Raw genomic sequence first — 17,429 nt, forward strand, 5'->3', positions numbered from 1 at the left:
GACACCCCGCCCGAGGACGTTTCATGCTGTCGCGGCAGGTCTCCTGGCTCGCGGGTCACGGCCTTCATCCTGCCTTCCCGAAGCCGAGGGCTTCAGTGGCGCAATATGGACGAAGGCTCGCCGCCTACAGTTGCGGGGGCAGCTCCGGCTTTGCCTTTATTTGGCGCACCGGATTCCCTCTTAACTCTCGATCATCTGATTCGAGAGACCGTGACCACTATATTTAGTATTCTACGCACTGCCGATGTCAATGGGTGGTGCCTGCATGACCCGTTAATTCCAGAAGCAGTTACCCCATGGCTGCATAAGGAGCAAAAACACTGCGGTTCTGATCGGCATTCAGGGGCTGGCCGATCGGTGGAAATGCACGCTGTGGGCAGGCAGGGCGTTCGCAGATTTCGCAACCTGCACCGATCGGCGTTGCCGCCGCCGGATTGCCGAGATCAAGGCCATCCGCGTAGACAAGCCGCGACGCATGGCGGATGTCGCAGCCAAGCGCAACTGCGAAAGTTTTTCGAGGTGCGCGATACCCGCCTTGTCCGCTCGAGACACATCGGGCGATCCACAGATAGGTTCGCCCGTCCGGCATGCTGGCCACTTGCGTCAGGATGTGATCCGGCCGGGCGAAGGCTTCATAGACGTTCCACAAAGGGCAGGTGCCGCCGAAGCGTGAGAAGTGGAAGTCCGTGGCTGACTGGCGCTTGGAGATGTTGCCGGCACGATCCATGCGGATGAAGAAGAAAGGAACACCGGGCGCGCCCGTTCGCGCGTCGTATGCCGGGGGTGCCGTTGCTTGCCAATATGACCGAGTTCGGCAGAACGCCCTTCTTCACGGCGTCTGAATTCGAAGCCATGGGCTACCGCATGGTGATCTGGCCGGTCTCGTCCCTGCGCGTCGCCAACAAGGCACAGGAGAGACTCTATGCCACGCTTGCCCGCGACGGCAGCGTGAAGGCCTTGCTCGACGACATGCAGAGCCGCGCGGAACTCTACGAACTCATTGGACTGGCTGACTACGAGCGACTCGACGCTTCCATCGTCGGCACCGTGCTTCCGCCCGCTGCCTGACTGCCAAGTTATAGAAGGATATAAAGATGTCCTTATATCTCGCTTGACATCGGATAGGTAGTCGTCATTATTGTACCGTCGTGGTTCTCTGCGCCTGTCTTTAGCCAGAGCTAAGAGGGAATCCGGTGCGCCCATAGGCTATACCGGAGCTGCCCCCGCAACTGTAGGCGGCGAGCCTTCATCCCAATTGCGCCACTGAAGCCCTCGGCTTCGGGAAGGCAGGATGAAGGCCGTGACCCGCGAGCCAGGAGACCTGCCGCGACAGCATGAAACGTCCTCGGGCGGGGTGTCCCGGTGGTCGCTGTCGTCTTGCCGGCATTCTCGCCGGAGTACGCACGCGCGTCCGCACGGCCTTTGCCCCCAACATCATGGGGTTGAGCTGATGTCTCTACTTTCACTTCCTGTCAGCACTCTCGGCGTGCCGCGGATAGGTCCGCGCCGTGAGCTCAAATTCGCACTCGAATCCTATTGGTCCGGTAAGTCCGATGCCACTGCGCTCTTGGACGCCGCTGCCGGTTTGCGCGCCGCGCACTGGGCTCGCCAGAAGGCGCTCGGTGTGACCAACATCCCGTCGAACGACTTTTCGCTCTACGACCATGTGCTCGATACGAGCGTCATGGTTGGCGCCATTCCCGAGATTTACGGCTGGACGGGCGGCCCCGTGCCGCTCGACACCTATTTTGCGATGGCGCGCGGCAGCCAGGGCAATGACCATGAAGGGGCGTGCTCCCACGGCGGTCACGGCGAGCCTCGCGGCGTTCCGGCACTCGAAATGACCAAGTGGTTCGACACCAACTACCACTACATGGTGCCGGAGTTCACGAAAGGGCAGCAATTCACGCTGGCTTCGAACAAGCCGGTGGAGGAGTATCGCGAGGCCAAGGCGCTCGGCTACGAGACACGTCCCGTCCTGCTCGGTCCCGTCACCTATCTGAAGCTCGGCAAGAGCAAAGATCCGACGCTCGACCCTCTATCGCTCATCGGCAACCTGCTTCCAGTCTATGTTGAGGTGCTTCGACGTTTGGCGGCGAACGGCGCCGATTGGGTACAGATCGACGAACCTTGTCTCGTACTTGATCTCGATGAGGCGACGCACAACGCACTCCGCGAAGCTTATAGCTTCTTCGCGCACGCGCTGCCGAAACTGAAGATCATGCTGACGACCTATTTCGGGGGGCTCGGCGACAATCTCGACGTGGCGCTTGGCTTGCCGGTCGCTGGCCTCCACCTTGATCTTGTCCGCTCGCCGGAGCAGCTCGACACTGTGCTCGCGAGGGCGCCTCAAGGGCTCGTGCTGTCGCTCGGTGTTATCGACGGGCGCAACGTCTGGCGTGCCAACCTGCCCGCCATTCTCGACCGCCTGGAGCCGGTCGTGGCCCGACGTGGTTCCGACCATGTCGAGATCGCGCCATCCTGCTCGCTGCTGCACGTTCCGATCGACCTCGAACTGGAAACAGGCCTCGATCCCGACCTGAAGGAGTGGTTCGCCTTCTCAGTCCAGAAGATGGGTGAGCTCGCCGTCCTGGGGAAGGCGCTGGTCGAGGGCCGAGAGGTTGTAATGCAGCAACTCACCGACTCTGCCGTTGCGGCCGGTCGGCGCGAGGCGTCGGAGAAGGTGCATAACGCGGCCGTCGCTGCTCTTATCGCCTCGATCACCCCGGCAATGGCGAAACGAGCGACCCGCTTCACCGATCGCGCCCGCCTGCAGCGTGCAGCGTTGAACTTGCCTTCGTTCCCGACGACGACAATCGGTTCCTTCCCGCAGACCGAAGACGTTCGCAAAGCCCGCGCGGCACATGCAAAGGGCGCAATCACTGACGCTGATTACGAGGCCTTTCTGCGCACAGAGATCGAGGCGGCCGTGCGCTGGCAAGAGGAGATCGGCCTCGATGTGCTGGTTCATGGCGAATTCGAGCGCAACGACATGGTGCAGTATTTTGGCGAGCAACTCACTGGCTTCGCCTTCACAAAACACGGTTGGGTACAGAGCTACGGCTCGCGCTATGTCCGGCCGCCGATCCTGTTCGGCGACGTGTCGCGGCCGAAGCCGATGACGGTCGAATGGTGGCGCTATGCACAGTCCCTCACGAAAAAGCCGATGAAGGGCATGCTCACCGGACCGGTCACGATTCTCAACTGGTCATTCGTGCGCGATGATATTCCGCGTAGCGTCGCCTGCCGGCAGATTGCCCTTGCGATCCGAGACGAGGTGCAGGACCTCGAGGCGGCCGGGGCACGGATGATCCAGATCGACGAAGCTGCGTTGCGCGAGGGCCTGCCACTCAGAAAGGCCGACTGGAAGGGCTATCTCGACTGGGCGGTGGAAAGCTTCCGTCTCACCTCTTCTGGCGTGTCGGACCTGACTCAGATCCACACCCACATGTGTTATTCGGAATTTAACGATATCATCGATGCCATCGCTGCGATGGATGCCGACGTCATCTCGATCGAGACTTCTCGCTCCAAAATGGAGTTGCTCGATGCATTCCGGACTTTCAAATATCCGAATGAGATCGGACCCGGCGTTTACGACATCCACTCTCCGCGTGTGCCGAAAACGGTGGAGATGACACAACTGCTCAGTCTTGCGCGGGAGCGCATCGCCGAGGAACAGCTCTGGGTCAATCCGGATTGCGGCCTGAAGACCCGCAAATGGGAAGAAGTGCGCCCTGCGCTTGTCAACATGGTTGCTGCGGCGAGGCAACTCCGCCTGGCAGCGGCCTGACCCTGTTCAGGAATGGCCGTGTTGCTGAGGCTGCGATGTGCGATACTTCCCAACGGCAGCGTGGTCCTTTGCTGCCAGGAAAGCACTGGTTCGAGGGTGGCGCGATGAGGCGCCACCCTTGCAACCACCGGCTCAAAGCTAATGCTCCTCATGGAGCACTACATGAACTTATGGGTACGTGCATCCTGCTCATTGCGCTTATCCAAGCTGTCACGGTCGGAGAGCACCTGAACTTCCGGCATGCGGCCGCCGCCCTTGGCATTAGCCAGTCGTCGGTCAGCGAACGGGTTCGTGCGCTGGAAGAAGCCCTCGAGGTTCGGCTCTTTGAGCGGGGACATCGAGGAGTTCGACCGACTGAAGCCGGACGCTATTTTCTTGCGCAAACCACCGACGCGATCGATCCGCTCGACTGCGCGGTGAAGACAGCCGGAATAATTGGTGGCGGCGAGGTTGGCCGCATCAGGATCGGCATACCAAGAATGATCGCAGCAGGGTTCCTTACCGAGCTTCAGGATCGCTACCGCCAACGATGGCCAGGCATCGACATCGAACTGTTCGATGGTCGTGCCCGCGATGCCATCCTCAAGATTCGCGAGGCAGAATTGGATGTCGCCTTCGTCGCTGGGATGACCGATATCCCTGATTGTCACGCCAAGCATCTCTGGACAGAATCACTGGTTATCGCGGCACCGGAAAGCGATCCGCGGGCTAACTGCAGTGCCTTGTCCTGGCGCAACTTCGCAGATGATCTGTAAGGACAGGTTCGGCCCGGAACTATTGAGCGGGTCAAACTGCATAGATATGAGGACAGGAAACGATGACGGGATCGCACCGAATCAACATCAGCCCGAAAATATACATAATGGGGGCGTCCTGTTCGGGCGTCTCGACACTCGGTGCGGTATTGTCAGAGTGGACTGGCACACCGCATATAGATGTCGACGATTTCTACTGGATGCCGACCGATCCGCCGTTCAGTATCAAGCGCCCACCCGGGGAGCGCGTGCGGCTGATCGCCGAACGGCAAAAAGCGTCTGACGGATGGATTTTGACCGGCTCCTTTATGGGATGGGGAGACGGCCTGATCCATGACATCGACCTGATCGTCTTCCTTTACACTCCTGCAGCCATCAGGTTGCAACGGCTCGACCAGCGCGAGGCGGCGCGCCACGGGAATCGCATCCTGCCTGGCGGCGATATGCATGAAGCGCATTTGGCCTTCCGGGAATGGGCATCGGGCTATGATGATCCGCAGTTCTCCGGACGGAGCCTTGCCCAGCATGAACGCTGGCTCGGTCAGCAATCGGTTCCGGTTCTCAGGCTAAAAGGCGAGAGGCCGACGGATGAGCTGGCGGCTGCGGTAGTCCGCGAGATCCAGCTCATTGCCCAGAGGGCTGGACGTTAGCCGGGTTCAATTGCGGTTCTGACGCCGGGGCTTTGGATTCTTCGCCGGGGACATCCCGAGACAATTCCCTAAGGAACCTGTCGCCCGCCGCCAGCCGTCGGCCGAGCGTCTGCATGAAGCCCTCGAACCGCTCGGTACCCTTGGCACGCGCTGACTGTCGCGCGCTTTCCGGCAAAGGCGGTGTAACCGTCATCCAGTAATGGATAAAGAGCGCCAGGGTCTCGCCGAGGATGGCGACATCGATATCGAGCGCGTCGATCTGGCGGCTGATCCTGTCCAGGCGGCGGGACATGGCCGCTTCCAGATGCTCGGCGGTATCACCAGAGAGAAAAGAGGCAACAGCAGCCTCAATGACGGCGGATTGCGACACCCTGCGGCGCAGAGACAGCGCCTTGACCCGCCCGAGCAGTTCCGGGTCGAAATAGACATTCATGCGAGTGCGTTTCGCCATGGCGCTGCCTCAAAGTTCAATTCCGTCATCTGGGTTCATGGCAACCTGCCGCGCCACCATCCGCATGCGCTGGCGCAGGGCGCGGGCTTTTGCCGGATCAATATCCGGCTCGTCGTCCAGCAGCTCGAATGCCTGTGCGGGTGCTGCCTGCGGAGGAAGTATTTCCTCATGGTCCGGCAATTCCGGCTCGCGGCGGATGCCGGCATTGGCGGGGTCGCCGCCTGAGCTATCCGCGAGTTTCGCGGCGGACTGGAGCACCGGCGCGACGACGCGGCTCGTCCAGTCGTCGGTTGACGCAGCTGGCGCCGCCGCCTTGTCGGTGGTCAGATCAGGCGGCGGCAAGATGCGCTCCATGAAGCGCGCATCCTCGAAATAACGCGCCTTCTTCGCGCGGATCGGCGGCGTGCCCGCGACCATGACTATTTCGTCTGTCGGCGGTAGCTGCATGATTTCGCCGGGCGTGAGCAGCGGCCGCGCCGTCTCCTGCCGTGACACCATCAAGTGCCCTAACCACGGGGCTAGGCGGTGCCCTGCGTAGTTGGTGGAGTCGCGCAGCTCGGTCGCGGTGCCGAGCGCATCGCTCACCCTTTTGGCGGTCCTTTCGTCGTTGGTGGCGAAGGCGACGCGGACATGGCAGTTGTCGAGGATCGCGTTGTTCGGCCCATAGGCGCGCTCGATCTGGTTGAGGCTCTGCGCGATCAGGAAGGATTTGAGGCCGTAACCGGCCATGAACGCCAAGGCGGACTCGAAAAAATCCAGCCTGCCGAGGGCTGGAAACTCGTCCAGCATTAACAGCAGCCGATGGTGCTTGGCCGAGGTGTTCAAATCCTCGGTCAAGCGCCTGCCGATCTGGTTTAGGATCAGGCGGATGAGCGGCTTGGTGCGATTGATGTCAGATGGCGGGACGACAAGGTAGAGGCTGACCGGTTCCCTGCTCCCGACCAGATCGGCAATACGCCAGTCGCATCGTGCGGTGACGCGCGCCACCACGGGATCGCGGTAGAGGCCGAGAAACGACATGGCGGTGGATAGCACGCCGCTGCGCTCGTTCTCGGACTTGTTCAACAGCTCGCGGGCCGACGACGCGATGACAGGATGAACGCCTGCTTCGCCGAGATGCGGCGTGTCCATCATCGCGCGAAGCGTCGCCTCGACGGGGCGGCGGGGATCGGACAGGAAGTTGGCGACACCCGCCAGGGTCTTGTCCTTCTCCGCATAAAGGACATGCAGGATCGCGCCGACCAGCAGGCTATGGCTGGTCTTTTCCCAGTGATTGCGCTTGTCGAGCGAGCCTTCGGGATCGACCAGTATATCCGCGATGTTCTGCACGTCGCGGACTTCCCATTCCCCTTGCCGGACCTCCAGCAGCGGGTTGTAGGCCGACGATCTGGCGTTGGTCGGATCGAACAGCAGCACGCGGCCATGCTTCGCGCGGAAGCCCGCCGTCAGCGTCCAGTTCTCACCCTTTATATCATGGACGATGCAGCTTCCCGACCAGGTCAGCAGCGTCGGCACGACCAGTCCGACCCCCTTGCCGCTGCGGGTCGGGGCGAAGCAAAGGACGTGCTCCGGGCCGTCATGGCGCAGATAATCGCGTTCGTGCTTGCCAAGCACCACGCCATCTGGGCCAAGCAGTCCGGCGGCGCGGATTTCCCTGTCCTCCGCCCATCGTGCCGAACCGTAGGTGGCGACGTTGCGCGCTTCCCGCGCCCGGATGATCGACATGAGGATGGCGGCGGCGATGGCGAGGAAGCCGCCGGATGCCGCGATGATCGCGCCCTCGACGAAGATCGCGGGCGCATATGCATCGAAGGAAAACCACCACCAGAAGAAGGCCGGCGGATAATAGACCGGCCAGCCCGCCAGCTCGAACCACGGCTTACCAAGCTGCGGCTGGAAGCCAAGGCGGAACACGACCCATTGCGTCGCCGCCCAGGTCATCGCCAGAACGATAGTGAAGACGACGGCAATTTGACCCCAAAGGATTCGGCCTCCGCGCAATACAGGCTCCAACCAGCAAGAGAAATGGAGCCAATCAAAGAATTGCCTTCCCTGCGGAAGGCAACCGCCAACAATTCTACGGGTGGCTGCCGGATGCTATGGGCGGCAAAAAGGACGGGTTGCGGTGTCGTCACTGAAAGCAACAGGCTGCAGCGTAGCGAATCGGTGGTCTGTGTGAGACCGCCCCAATCTCCCGGCCAGACCGAGCAGTTTCCGAAGCGCCGGATTGCGGTTGTGCGGAGACCAGACCGCAGAGAAGGCGATCGTCCCGGGCTCGTCCAGAATGGAACGGAAGACAACACCTGGCGGTGCAGCTGCCTCATTCTCTCTGGCCAGGAGAGAAATGCCAAACCCGTGAGCAATCATCGACAGCAAGGCGTCGCGCCCTACATTGAACTGGCGAATGGTCGGAATTTGCCATTCGCCAGCAAAGCGTATTACGATCAGATCGTGCACCTGCGGGCCGGTCCCTCCCTCGCGGACGATGAAGGTTTCGCCTGACAGGTCGTTCCATTTGACGTGCGTCTTCGCAGCCAGGGGATGGATGTCCGAGAAGGCCGCCATAAGCGCATCACGCCAGATCACACGGGAATGGAGGCCAGGACTCCTACATTCCCCGGCCATGAAGGCCAGGTCGAGCCCTGCTTCGGGCACCATGACCTGCGTGTCGCGTGCAGTTCCCGACAGATCGCTTTGATCGTTTTGCCCTGCACATGAGCAAGACGTCGTATCTTCGAAATAGTCTCCACAATAAGCATCCAATAGAAAACCTCCGATTGAAATCGAAGGTCATGTTACCCTTTAAATAAGGGGTCCCGTTTGGATGCCGATAACCCCTCAAATGGGGTCCTTATTCCATGCTTAATGACATTCAACCTCCGCGACAAAGCGGCGGCCAGCCTCAGTCAACCGGACGCCACGTGTGTTGCGCTCGAACAGGAGAACACCAAGGTCTTCCTCCAAGGCTTTGATCCGGGCGCTGACGCTGGACTGGGTGACGCCCAGTGCCAAGGCCGCTTGTCGAAAACTCAGATATTCGGCGACAGCAAGCGCTTGGCACAGAGAAGCAAGAGAAATTCTGGCACTAAGGAGATATTTTGCACCAGACTTCCCGGATTTCAGGATGGTATTGCGTTTCATCGAGGCGGACGTTTCAAAGACATAAGCGGTGGCGAACCAAGGGCGGTTCACATCGCTGACGCTTGGCCGGCTTTGGTTAGGAGCAAGGCCATATTGAAGATGGAACGTTGAGTACCATCACGAAGGTCGTGGTGATAATGGCAGCCAATGCGATCCAGAATTCGAAGCACGCTCAAAATGGGAAAAATGTCGGTCATACTGACACCGGTCCTCATAAGCGGCGGAGAAAGATGACATTGTCGACAACCATTGCAGTCTGCTGGTCCGGCCCATTAGCGAGACGTTCTTCCGCAGCGACATGAAGGCGCTCCCAAGCTTCTAGTTGGAGATTGCAGGCGGTTAGCGTCTCTTCGGCCGTTGGGTATTGCGTATCCGGTGCAGCCCACGACCACGGAGCGCGCGACGCATGCTCGACAAGGAGGAGATGGCCACCGGAAACAACGGCGGCGGCTGCACGTCGAAAAACTTCCGCGCGTGGAAGCTCAACGGGAGAATGAAAGAAGCTGGCGGTAACTAGATCAAACTTTCCGCGTGGCAATGTCCGGGAAAGGTCGTGTTGCTCGAATATAATAAGTTCTTCGACACCGGCGCGTCGCGCGTTTTCAGCCGCGTAGCTAAGCGCCGTCGCGGAAATGTCCGTTGCTGTGACTGTCCAACCATTACATGCCAGCCAGATGGCATCGTCGCCCTTGCCGCATCCCAGCTCGAGGGCGTGGCCGGGCGGAAGCTTCTCCGTAAACCGCTTAAGCATCATGCCGGGCTCGCCGCTGGTTGTTGGCTTAGCGGCGCGATAGATGTCTTCCCAAACTTGTTCAGCAGTCTTGTTCATATCGATCTCCTTCACTCTCATCGCCGCACCAGCCCGGCTTTGTCGAAAATGATAGACTGATGGGCGCTGCCAGCAGCGACGACACCTGCAGCCGCTGCGAGTGTGGCTTGCGGCATCGGACTCGCAGCGTCTCCAGCGGCGAAAACACCGGATACGGAGGTTTGGCGGAGTTCATCAGTCCAGATAAACGGCCCTGTCGGCCCCTTCTCAAAGGCGCATCCGAGCCTCTTCGCTAAATCACTGGCCGGGAGCGTTTGCGGGAGCGTGAAGAGTGCTACAAGTTCGATAGTCCTGCCATCGGCGAGGCGAACCCCGTCAAGCACTGGTGCGTTTCCGACAAGTTCGACGATCGGCGTATACTCGACCTTTACGCCACGCTCAGACAGTGCCTCCAGTTGCTCAACAGACGGATCAAACAATCCTTGGGTAAAAAGGGTCGTTGAACCCCAATCCTGCACAAGCATAGCTTGATGAAAGGCCATTTGATCGCGAGCAAGCACCCCCAAAGGCTGTTGGTTTAGCTCGTAGCCATGACAGTACGGGCAGTGAAGGACAGTGACTCCCCAGCGTTCCTCAATGCCAGGCAGGTCAGGAAGTATGTCGCGAACCCCGGTTGCGAGGATTAAACGCTTTGCGTTGTCTTCCCTCCCATCGGCAAACAACACGCGAAAACCGGCATCAGTGATCGCTGCATCTACGACCTCTCCTTCGCGGACTTTTACCGTTGCGTAGGCCGCCAATTGGCGGCGTGCAGTGGAGATGATGACTGACGGCGCCACGCCATCCTGACCAAGAAAGCCATGCGAGGTGAGTGCAAAGCGATTGCGTGGAGAGCCTGCATCCACCAGCAACGTGCGCCGCCTCGCACGCCCGAGCTGTAGCGCTGCTGCCTGACCCGCGAAGCTACCGCCGATAACGATGACATCAAACGCCATGAGGTGCCTCCTTATGTATCCTTTAAAGTTACAAAAAACGCGACAGTTCGTCAACTCAGGAAAGCAGTGTGATACACCTAAGGAACCATAGCGAATCGATGCATGGCGACAGATGAAAGTCCATGAGCTATGGTCAAGAGGCGAATTTTTAAGGGGGATAAATTACCGTTGCGAACAGACAGCCGATTATCGAGGATGCTCCATGTTCTCTTGCACATGGCACGGTACGATGGCTCATTGACCTCTGAGCAGATCGCCAACATGCTCGGCACTAACCCTGTTCTGGTCCGAAGGACGATGGCCGGCTTGCGGCGCGCAGGATATGTGCGTTCGGAAAAAGGGCATGGCGGCGGATGGTCGCTTGCGCGAGACCTGAATGAAATCACGCTGCTTGACATACACAATGCCATCGGCGGCCCAAAGATATTCGCTATAGGAAACATGAGCGACAATCCGCACTGTGCAGTTGAAAGGGTCGTCAACGCCACAATTGATGATGCCCTTCAGAGCGCGGAAGCCCTGCTGCTTAAGCGTCTCAGCTCCGTTCGGCTATCCGACCTTGCAAATGAATTTGAGCGTATTTGCTCGGCGAGCGGATGGGATGACGACCATTGGCCAACCGATCTCGATCCGGCAGAAAGTTCTGAGGGGTTGACTTAACAACTGTATTTGCCAAACTCGGTGGGCGGAACCTTTCTCACCCACTGCACACGGGCCATTTAAGCCGCTCCGGTTTGCCGGAGGTTCCAACTTCAAAATGGGATGGAGCCATGACGAGCAAAGCGGCGAAGATGTTTTCCCCGAGATACGCCAAGCGTGCAGTGCGGATGGTGTTGGATCACGACGCTGATCGTTCTAACGGCTGTGCTGCTTGCTAGCCGATCTTCGTCAAGATCGGCTGTTCGGCGCACACGCTGCCGGATTGAGTGAAGAAGCCAAGGCCGATGCCGCCAAGCGGGCCGGTTTATCGACGGATGTGGCAGCGAAGTTGAAGGCCCTTGCGCGGAGGAACCAGGAGCTTCGGCAGTCCAACAGTGGCGGGACTAGCGGATCGGACCGCCCCGCGTCATCTCCTGATATCAAAGCGCTAGATACCTACTGAGTAACATAGACTGCATCGCGGATATTCTTCGCGAACTTGCCGTAAATGCCTTCCCAGGCCGTGTTGGTCATCGATACGATGATCAACTCATTCTCTGGATCTATGAACCAAGTGTGGCCATAGGCACCGCTCCAAGCGAAGGTACCGGAGGGCTGCGGTGTCTTCTCCTTATCAGCATTCAAAAGAACTGCACCACCAATGCCGAAACCCCAAGCGGCCTCACCTTCCTGCAAGCCCGCGTAGATATCCATCATGAGGTCCACCATGGGCAGGGGGGGCGTCTGGGGCGTCATCATCGTTTCGATAGCCATCCCGTCTAGAAAACCGTCTTCGGAAGAGAGAGCCAGCAACAGCCGCATCATGTCACCGGCTGTGCCGGACATGCCGGCACCAGCGGACGGCCAGGCATCGGGATCAGTGTTGCGCGAGGGCTCAAATCGAGCCGACATTCCCAATAGAGGAACACGTTCGTCGTCCTCTATCCGAACTGGACCTTGCTCTCCATCTCGATAAGTGGCGGCCAGCCTGTTCAAATCCCAAGCCGGGACATGGAATGTGGTATCCGACATCTGCAGAGGTCCCGTCACAAGATCCCGAACTGCGACCTCAAGCGGAAGAAGAGTTGCACGTTCGATCACGCGTCCCATCACGTCGATGCCAAGTCCGTAATTCCAGTCTTCGCCGGGCGCAAAGCGCAGCTCAACTGAAGCCAGACGGTCGAGGTTCTCCTGTAGAGTGATTCCCCTACCGAATCCACCATCCTGGACCCCAACCTGATTATAGGGGCCTGTACCACCTTCATCCGCCGCATAGCCAATTCCGGAAGTGTGGCTCAGTAGCTGGCGAAGGGTAATCGTTGGGGTTTTACCTTCGTATTCCGGTCGAAAGCCCGGAATCCAGTCCGTGACCGGCCGATCCAGATCGAGCAGGCCCATTTCGACCAAGCGCATGGCTGCTGCGGTGACGACGAGTTTGGACAGCGATGACAGGCGAAATATTGTTTTCTCATTCATTGCGCGGTTAGCCTCGATATCGGCCAAACCATCAGCGCGACGGTAGACGACCTCGCCATCCTTAGCAACGAGAACCACCGCTCCGGCAATACGATCTTCCGCAATCGCTGTCTGGATCGCGCTGTCCAAATGCGCAATCGCCGCAGCACTGAGCGGTTCAGCGGCCGTTGGGGTGATCGCCAAGGCCGACGTTACAAAGACAATGGACGTCAAAACGAGGGATTTCACGATTCTAGCTCCTTTCCCAAACGGTGCCCTGGGCTTCTCCCTACGCTACCGTTGCCAGAGCTGGCGTGCTAGATCGTAATTGGTTATGTTTTCGATCTATTCGTCTAAGTAGCCTGCCTTGGGGGACAAGCGATCGATGGACGTCTTGAGCAGCCTCGTCAGCTTCCTCCGTTTGCGCGGGGATCTTTACGGGCGACTTGTACTTGCCGCACCATTCAACCTCCGATTTCCATCGGAAGTCGGGCACTACCTCCTCGTCCTTTCCGGGCGGGTTCGACTTGCGATGTCAGGGACGGAGCACGTATTAGTACCCAGTGATTTCGTCTTCATACCGAGTTCGGACTCTTTCTCGCTGCTCAGTGATACACCCGACCGCGTGCCTGTTCGCGACTTTACTGAGGATGAGGGGCGAGCTTATCAACAAAGGGGAATCATCCGCACCGAGGGTGACGAGAAACAAGGATGCGAACTGCTGTCGGGGTGTTTCCACTTTGCTCCGCACGAGATTGATCTGCTGATCGACCAGATGAGCGCTCCACTCATTCACAATATCAATGCCAACAACTCCGCCCCGTGGTTGAGCAGCGTGTTCGATGTCATCAATAGCGAGATGTCCACAGCCCGACCTGGATCGTTCTCGATCGTTGACCGGATGCTTGAGACGATGCTGATCGAGGCTTTGCGACACCGATTGCAAGCGTCTTCCGTAGGTTCAGCCAGTTGGCTTAGAGCATTGCAGGACCAGCGAATAGGGCGCGTGCTGCACAAGATCCACTTCTCGCCGCAGGAGAACTGGACAGTTGCACGGCTTGCCAAAGTAGCGGGAATGTCCCGCTCTAGCTTCACAACCCTGTTTCACACACTCACGGGGCGCACCCCGATGGAACACCTCACTCGTTGGCGGATCCAACGTGCAGCCCATTTGTTGACAGACGGACAAAGCCGGTCCGTGAGAGAGACCCTTGAACAGGTCGGATATCGCTCGGAAGCTGCCTTCCGCAGGCAATTCGCCGCAGTTTTTGGCCAGTCGCCTAAGGCTTATCAAGCCGGGAAAAGACGTCAAAGACCAGCTTCTAAGCTCGACAAAACTCCGAGGGATTAGTTGCAGAGATGGGACATTACTCTCAGTTTTCGCGTTGAACTATCTAAACTTGGAGCTGTTCCATGCTCTTGGGGTCGACGAAATACATGGTAGCCAAGCTGCGATTTCAGCGATCAGCTCGAGGACTCGTCGCATTGAAACGCCGAGATCATATGCTTTCGGCAGAAGCTCCACGTTTCTTTCGGTCGCCAATGCAACCCCATTCCCGCATCCCTGGACAAGATGACCTTCTCCATCCGCGTCTGGTCAGATGATCGTCTCATCCGCTATGTGCTGGTGAAGCTCGCCGCGCCAATTGACTGTGATTTCTTCGAACGGGAAGGCCTGCTTCTTTCCCTCGCATCACGGGCGGCTTGAAACATCGCCTCGCTTGGTCGCGGGGCTGATATCTGCAGCACGCTTTCAAGCTTTCGGACAAAGCTGTAATGTCCGCGGGATCAAGCATCCCTAATATTTGCACTTCACCGGCGATACGTTCCTCCAGCATAGTCGGTGACATGAGCGATGGGTCGGGGTCAATACTACTGTTATGGAACAATTTATTGCCCACCCAACGGATGTCCCGCTATGCGCGCGGGCCCAGCGCTGCTTGTCGGATTGGTGAAGGAGCGGCGAGTCTTTGGCAGAAAAATCTTCGCTTGCCCACAACACTCACCGCGTGAAAAGTTGTTTAGAGCGGTCTACGTATCCGATGGCATGGTAATCTTCACCGTTCTTAAGGCTGGAACGGTAGAACACACGCGACCACTTTCAGTTTTTGAGTGGGTGTAATACCGTCAATGCCTGTATCCGGCCGTTCACGATTTGCACTCCTGCAGTCCAGCAGGGATCGCATGATCCGATCAGCGTGCCAATTCATCGGGTGAACACCGCATCAGCAAAATCCGCAATCGCCGTCGCTGTCGCCACTGGCTCTTCTTCGGAAACCCAATGACCAGCATTCGGAATGACTTTAGTCTGGATGTTAGTCACCCCTAGTGCAGCAAGTGATGCTTCCATGACGGGAAGTGCTGACGCCGTCGAAAACTCAGCTCCCAAAATTAGTATTGGCACCTGAAGCTTCGATTTCTGTTCTGCAAAGAACGCTGCGTCCGTGTCAAAAGCGCGATAAAATTCGAAACCTGCACGTAAACTGTCCGCTGATCTATATGCTTCAGCGTAGGTTTCCACATCATCATCCGAGATCGCATCCGAATTTCCAGATACTTTGTCGATGAAATAGCGGAAATACTCCGCTTGACGACCTGCAACGAGAGTTTCTGCGAGTCCATCCTGCGCATGGAAGTCGAAGTGCCATGCATGCCGGCTCGTCGCAACATCATCCCACGGAGCAAGTCCCGGAATGGGAACATCAAGAATAACAATCCCGCTCGCTTCGTTTGGATAAAGCCGACCATAAGCGTAGGCTACCATGCCGCCGATATCGTGGCCAACAATCAGAGGAGATTCTAACCCAAGCTGGTCTACAAATCCCTTGATATCATTCGCCAGGGAGGCTTTATCCCAGCGCTGTTTCGGCGCGTTGGAGCCACCGATGCCGCTCAAATCCGGGGCATAGACAATATAGTTCTTTTCAAGATAGGGTATTATGGAGCGAAACTTATCCGCGCTTTGCGGCCAGCCGTGAAGCAACACGATGGGAGGACCGTCAGTGCCAGCAGATAAATATCGGAATGTCTGCTCACCAACCTTTAGCGTTTGGTCGCTGATCGAAGGTGATTGTGCCCAAGCCTGGAAGGCGAGAGCTATTGCGAAAAACGCGGACAGAACGACTTTTGTCACCTCATTTCGTGGTATCATCTAAATCTCCTACGAGTGAACGGGACCATTAGCGCTCGATTGAGACCGGATCTCGTGAACATTAGGCACGTTCAGCGATTCATGTAACTTCATATGTTACATCAAGTGCCCCTTGTCAACCTGGTATGCATGGGGCTGCATTTCCTATAGCAGCAGGAGGGACCCCTTGACAGTGAGGTGGTCCCGGTTTCGGAGACAGGGGCATAAGGTGGATTTTCCGATGAGAAGGACGATCCAGCATGAAGACACGCAGACGGTTTACGGCCGAGTTCAAGGCCAAGGTTGCGCTTGAGGCAATCCGCGGCGAGCGGACGATTTCGGAGCCGTTCCACGAAACACCAGCTTCACCCGAACCAGATCACGCAGTGGAAACGGCAAGCCGTCGAGAACCTGGCCAAGGCGCTCGACGACAAGGCTTCAGATGCGCAGGTCGGCCGGGAAGCCGAGGTGACGAAGCTGCACGCCAAGATCGGTCAGCTCGTCGTCGAGCGGGATTTTTTGGCCAAGGCCTTCGATCGCTGAGCCTGGATCGGAGGAGAATGATGATTGACCCCGATCACGAACGGCTCTCGATCCGCCGCCAGTGCGAACTGGTCTCGATCTCGCGGGCGTCCTTCTATCGACAGCCCGCCGGCGAGAGCCCGGAGAACCTCGAACTGATGCGCATCATCGACGAGGCCTTCATGGAGATGCCCTGGTATGGCTCGCGCCAGATGGCACGGCACCTGCGCCGTCAAGGCTGGTGCGTGGGCCGCAAGCGGGTCCGGCGGCTGATGCGCAAGATCGGCCTGTCACCGATCTACCAGGCTCCGAAGACCAGCGAGCCGCATCCCCAGCACCGCATCTATCCATACCTGCTGCGGCATCTGGCGATCGAGCGGCCCAATCAGGTCTGGTGTGCCGACGTGACCTACATCCCAATGCGACGCGGCTTCCTTTACCTCGTCGCCATCATGGACTGGTTCAGCCGCAAGGTGCTGTCCTGGCGGCTGTCGAACACGATGGAGGCCGACTTCTGCGTCGCTGCTCTGGAAGAGGCGATTGCCCGGCACGGCAGGCCCGACATCTTCAACACCGACCAGGGGAGCCAGTTCACCAGCTTCGCCTTCACCACGACGTTGAAGGACGCCGGTATCCGTATCTCCATGGACGGGCGCGGCCGCTGGATGGACAATGTCTTCATCGAGCGACTATGGCGCAGCCTCAAATACGAGTGCGTCTTCCTCAATGCCTTCGAGACCGGCAGCGAAGCCCGGGCCGGTATCGGTTCCTGGATCGACTATTACAACCGGCGACGTCCGCACTCGACCTTCGGCGGCAGGACGCCCGACGAGGTCTATGATAAGCAAGAAATGACGGAGCAACTGGCGGCGTAGAAACCAACCCGATCCACCTTAGCCAAGCCGCCAAACTGTCTCACCAGGCGGGTCCACCTCTGTTTCAGGAGGCATCTTCAGCGCCCTCTTAGGCTCAGGACTCATTGCTCATAGCCAGAAGATAACGGTTGCGGCGAGAGCGATGGCAGAGAAGAAGGTCATAGGGCACCTGTCGTAGCGCGTAGCGACACGTCGCCAGTCTTTTAGACGCCCGAACATGATCTCGATCCGGTTGCGCCGTTTGTAGCGGCGCT

15 protein-coding genes, 4 pseudogenes and 2 riboswitches are annotated in these 17,429 nt (G+C 58.4%); of the genes and pseudogenes, 8 read left to right on the forward strand and 11 right to left on the reverse strand.

Features of this window, described 5'->3' with window-relative positions; all coding sequences use genetic code 11:
- Positions 1-16 precede the first annotated feature (16 nt).
- Positions 17-228: riboswitch (cobalamin riboswitch) on the reverse strand.
- A gap of 61 nt (positions 229-289) precedes the next feature.
- Positions 290-766: pseudogene (locus C7374_RS13910) on the reverse strand (DUF2083 domain-containing protein); the annotation flags it as partial.
- Between C7374_RS13910 and C7374_RS13915 the strand changes: the two are divergent.
- From C7374_RS13915 to C7374_RS13930, 4 genes and pseudogenes are all read left to right on the forward strand, one after another.
- Positions 757-1,068: pseudogene (locus C7374_RS13915) on the forward strand (methylisocitrate lyase); the annotation flags it as partial. The pseudogenes C7374_RS13910 and C7374_RS13915 sit on opposite strands and share 10 nt — an antisense overlap.
- A gap of 64 nt (positions 1,069-1,132) precedes the next feature.
- Positions 1,133-1,343, forward strand: a riboswitch (cobalamin riboswitch).
- Between the two features lie 107 nt (positions 1,344-1,450).
- Positions 1,451-3,793: a 5-methyltetrahydropteroyltriglutamate--homocysteine S-methyltransferase gene (gene metE / locus C7374_RS13920; RefSeq protein WP_111576228.1), complete on the forward strand. Its 2,343-nt coding sequence runs from the start codon at positions 1,451-1,453 to the stop codon at positions 3,791-3,793.
- Between the two features lie 170 nt (positions 3,794-3,963).
- Positions 3,964-4,548 carry a LysR family transcriptional regulator gene (locus tag C7374_RS13925; protein WP_158527854.1) on the forward strand — a complete coding sequence of 195 codons (585 nt, stop codon included), beginning with the start codon at positions 3,964-3,966 and terminating at the stop codon, positions 4,546-4,548.
- 62 nt (positions 4,549-4,610) lie between these two features.
- Positions 4,611-5,198, forward strand: coding sequence for an ATP-binding protein (locus tag C7374_RS13930; RefSeq protein ID WP_111576230.1), 588 nt, complete (start codon positions 4,611-4,613; stop codon positions 5,196-5,198).
- On the opposite strand, the gene C7374_RS13935 is transcribed toward C7374_RS13930, so the two are convergent.
- The 7 genes from C7374_RS13935 to C7374_RS13955 all read right to left on the reverse strand — a co-directional run bounded on the left by C7374_RS13935 (position 5,173) and on the right by C7374_RS13955 (position 10,554).
- The gene (locus C7374_RS13935) at positions 5,173-5,649 is read right to left on the reverse strand and encodes a ribbon-helix-helix domain-containing protein (protein WP_111576231.1); all 477 of its coding nucleotides are present in this window, start codon (positions 5,647-5,649) and stop codon (positions 5,173-5,175) included. The two genes, C7374_RS13930 and C7374_RS13935, sit on opposite strands and share 26 nt — an antisense overlap.
- Positions 5,650-5,658: 9 nt before the next feature.
- Positions 5,659-7,650: a conjugal transfer protein TraG gene (locus tag C7374_RS13940; protein WP_111576243.1), complete on the reverse strand. Its 1,992-nt coding sequence runs from the start codon at positions 7,648-7,650 to the stop codon at positions 5,659-5,661.
- 96 nt (positions 7,651-7,746) lie between these two features.
- On the reverse strand, positions 7,747-8,412 hold the full coding sequence (locus C7374_RS16205; protein ID WP_210205141.1) for a LysR family substrate-binding domain-containing protein: 666 nt from the start codon (positions 8,410-8,412) through the stop codon (positions 7,747-7,749).
- 99 nt (positions 8,413-8,511) lie between these two features.
- On the reverse strand, positions 8,512-8,841 hold the full coding sequence (locus tag C7374_RS16210) for a LysR family transcriptional regulator (RefSeq protein ID WP_245412678.1): 330 nt from the start codon (positions 8,839-8,841) through the stop codon (positions 8,512-8,514).
- Positions 8,838-8,987, reverse strand: a complete 150-nt coding sequence (locus C7374_RS16075; protein ID WP_158527855.1) for a hypothetical protein — start codon at positions 8,985-8,987, stop codon at positions 8,838-8,840. Before C7374_RS16075 ends, C7374_RS16210 begins: the two co-directional genes overlap by 4 nt.
- Positions 8,988-9,001: 14 nt before the next feature.
- Positions 9,002-9,619 carry an SAM-dependent methyltransferase gene (locus C7374_RS13950; protein ID WP_111576232.1) on the reverse strand — a complete coding sequence of 206 codons (618 nt, stop codon included), beginning with the start codon at positions 9,617-9,619 and terminating at the stop codon, positions 9,002-9,004.
- A gap of 17 nt (positions 9,620-9,636) precedes the next feature.
- Entirely contained in the window at positions 9,637-10,554 is a 918-nt protein-coding gene (locus C7374_RS13955; RefSeq protein WP_111576233.1) for an NAD(P)/FAD-dependent oxidoreductase, read from the reverse strand.
- A gap of 168 nt (positions 10,555-10,722) precedes the next feature.
- Here C7374_RS13955 and C7374_RS13960 point away from each other — a divergent pair, with 168 nt between their 5' ends.
- On the forward strand, positions 10,723-11,214 hold the full coding sequence (locus C7374_RS13960; protein ID WP_111576244.1) for an Rrf2 family transcriptional regulator: 492 nt from the start codon (positions 10,723-10,725) through the stop codon (positions 11,212-11,214).
- A gap of 435 nt (positions 11,215-11,649) precedes the next feature.
- Here the strand turns inward: C7374_RS13960 and C7374_RS13970 are convergent, their stop codons facing one another.
- A complete protein-coding gene (locus C7374_RS13970; RefSeq protein WP_158527856.1) occupies positions 11,650-12,897 on the reverse strand; it encodes a serine hydrolase domain-containing protein in 1,248 nt (415 codons plus the stop codon).
- A gap of 136 nt (positions 12,898-13,033) precedes the next feature.
- Here C7374_RS13970 and C7374_RS13975 point away from each other — a divergent pair, with 136 nt between their 5' ends.
- Both C7374_RS13975 and C7374_RS16420 read left to right on the forward strand, forming a co-directional pair.
- The gene (locus tag C7374_RS13975; RefSeq protein WP_111576236.1) at positions 13,034-13,999 is read left to right on the forward strand and encodes an AraC family transcriptional regulator; all 966 of its coding nucleotides are present in this window, start codon (positions 13,034-13,036) and stop codon (positions 13,997-13,999) included.
- Between the two features lie 191 nt (positions 14,000-14,190).
- Positions 14,191-14,486 (forward strand): annotated as a pseudogene (locus tag C7374_RS16420) (transposase); the annotation flags it as partial.
- A gap of 368 nt (positions 14,487-14,854) precedes the next feature.
- Here C7374_RS16420 and C7374_RS13985 read toward each other — a convergent pair.
- Positions 14,855-15,799, reverse strand: coding sequence for an alpha/beta fold hydrolase (locus C7374_RS13985; protein ID WP_111576238.1), 945 nt, complete (start codon positions 15,797-15,799; stop codon positions 14,855-14,857).
- A 239-nt stretch (positions 15,800-16,038) separates the two neighbouring features.
- Between C7374_RS13985 and C7374_RS13990 the strand changes: the two are divergent.
- Positions 16,039-17,175, forward strand: a pseudogene (locus tag C7374_RS13990) (IS3 family transposase).
- A 108-nt stretch (positions 17,176-17,283) separates the two neighbouring features.
- Here the strand turns inward: C7374_RS13990 and C7374_RS13995 are convergent.
- The coding region (locus C7374_RS13995; RefSeq protein WP_146612710.1) for a transposase at positions 17,284-17,429 on the reverse strand (146 nt) is incomplete at its 5' end.

Source organism: Falsochrobactrum ovis, from assembly GCF_003259955.1.
Lineage (GTDB): Bacteria > Pseudomonadota > Alphaproteobacteria > Rhizobiales > Rhizobiaceae > Brucella > Brucella ovis_A.